This is a genomic window from Candidatus Cloacimonadota bacterium (assembly GCA_011372345.1).
Classification (GTDB): domain Bacteria; phylum Cloacimonadota; class Cloacimonadia; order Cloacimonadales; family TCS61; genus DRTC01.
The window spans coordinates 1-1,567 of record DRTC01000440.1 but is presented as its reverse complement, the minus strand read 5'-3'; the positions used below and the strand labels follow the sequence as shown (position 1 = coordinate 1,567).

Annotated in this window: 2 protein-coding genes; one reads left to right on the top strand and one right to left on the bottom strand. The window is 32.9% G+C overall.

Going from position 1 to position 1,567, the window contains the following annotated elements:
- The first annotated feature begins 179 nt into the window (after window positions 1-179).
- On the top strand, window positions 180-1,244 hold the full coding sequence (locus ENL20_08565) for a MerR family transcriptional regulator (GenBank protein HHE38609.1): 1,065 nt from the start codon (window positions 180-182) through the stop codon (window positions 1,242-1,244).
- Here the strand turns inward: ENL20_08565 and ENL20_08560 are convergent.
- A complete protein-coding gene (locus ENL20_08560; GenBank protein HHE38608.1) occupies window positions 1,228-1,518 on the bottom strand; it encodes a hypothetical protein in 291 nt (96 codons plus the stop codon). The genes ENL20_08565 and ENL20_08560 overlap by 17 nt on opposite strands.
- Between the last annotated feature and the right edge of the window lie 49 nt (window positions 1,519-1,567).

Sequence of the window (1,567 nt, the reverse complement as noted above, 5' to 3'; positions counted from 1 at the left end):
GTTTCTAATTATATTGAATTTGACCTTTTTAGAGTGGACTCATATTTACTTTGGAAATTTCGGAAATAGATTTAAAAAGAATAAAAATTGATATTTCAAATTGACAGTATAACTTCTTTAAAATATCTGACAAATATGGATAAGGTTGTATAATGTTTATCAAAATTAAAAGGTGAAATATGAAGAAATTTTTTACGGTTGGAGAAACTGCGAAAATGATCGGAGTAAGTTCACAAACACTGCGCAGATGGGATAGTAACAACAAATTCAAACCTGTAAGACATCCTATCAACAATTTCCGTGTTTATACGCAAGAACAGATAAATCGTTTGAAAAATGAACTTGAATTGAATTTGGAAATTACTACAAAAACGCCTACTGTCAGTTTATCTCCGTTTTTCAAAACAAAATTCGGAGAATTGTATAATTGCGATGTTCTGGATTTTTTTAACAATTTAAAATCTCAATCAATCGATCTTATATTCGCTGATCCTCCGTATAATATAAAGAAAGCAGAATGGGATACTTTTGAATCACAAAAAAAGTATATCGAATGGAGTATGAAATGGATTTCGGAAGCTCAGCGAGTTCTAACACCGACCGGATCGTTGTATGTCTGCGGTTTCTCCGAAATTTTAGCAGATATTAAATGGGCAGCGAGCGGATTATTCAAAGGCTGCAAATGGCTGGTCTGGTTTTACCGGAATAAAGCAAACTTGGGAAATGATTGGGGTCGATCACACGAAAGTCTATTACATTTCAGGAAATCCAAAAAGATCATCTTCAACATCGATGAGGTTAGAATTCCTTATAATTCTCATACTTTGAAATATCCACAACGCTCGCAGGCAGAATCTTCTCAATATAATAATGGAAAGAAAAAATATGTCTGGAACCCAAATCCGAAAGGAGCAAAACCAAAAGATGTTTTAGAAATTCCTACGATCTCAAATAGTTCATGGGAAAAAACATCTCATCTAACCCAAAAACCAGTGGAATTGGTTAAGAAAGTGATTTTAGCTTCTTCAAATGATGACAGCATTATTGTTGATCCGTTTGGAGGTTCGGGAACAACTTATGCAACTGCAGAAGCGTTTGAAAGAAGATGGTTAGGTTCGGAATTGAATCAGGAATTTTGCGAAATAATAAAAGAAAGATTATCGGATAAGGACCATCTAAAAAGGATTAAAACCGGAAAAGATGAAAAAGAATCTGTGGAACGAAGAATTAAACTTCGGGGTTGAGAAGCTTCCAAATATCTTCAGAAATAAATTTTGAAAAAGGGAAAATATACTTCTCTAAACTGCTGTCTTTGACTCTATACGGTATATCGACATAATAAACACCTTCTAATCTCGTCAGGAATTTTGTGTAAACCAGGAATAAATTTGAGACAAGTGTCGAACTTACTTTGTCCTCTTGTTTTCTTTGAACATCGTTAAGAAAAATACCAATTATTTTAACTTTGTGTTTTACAAATTTACTCATTAAAAGTTTATCAACAAATATCTTTCCCATTCTATCTTTTGATGTTGTTTTGAGGGATATGACAATTTCGGAAAAATCT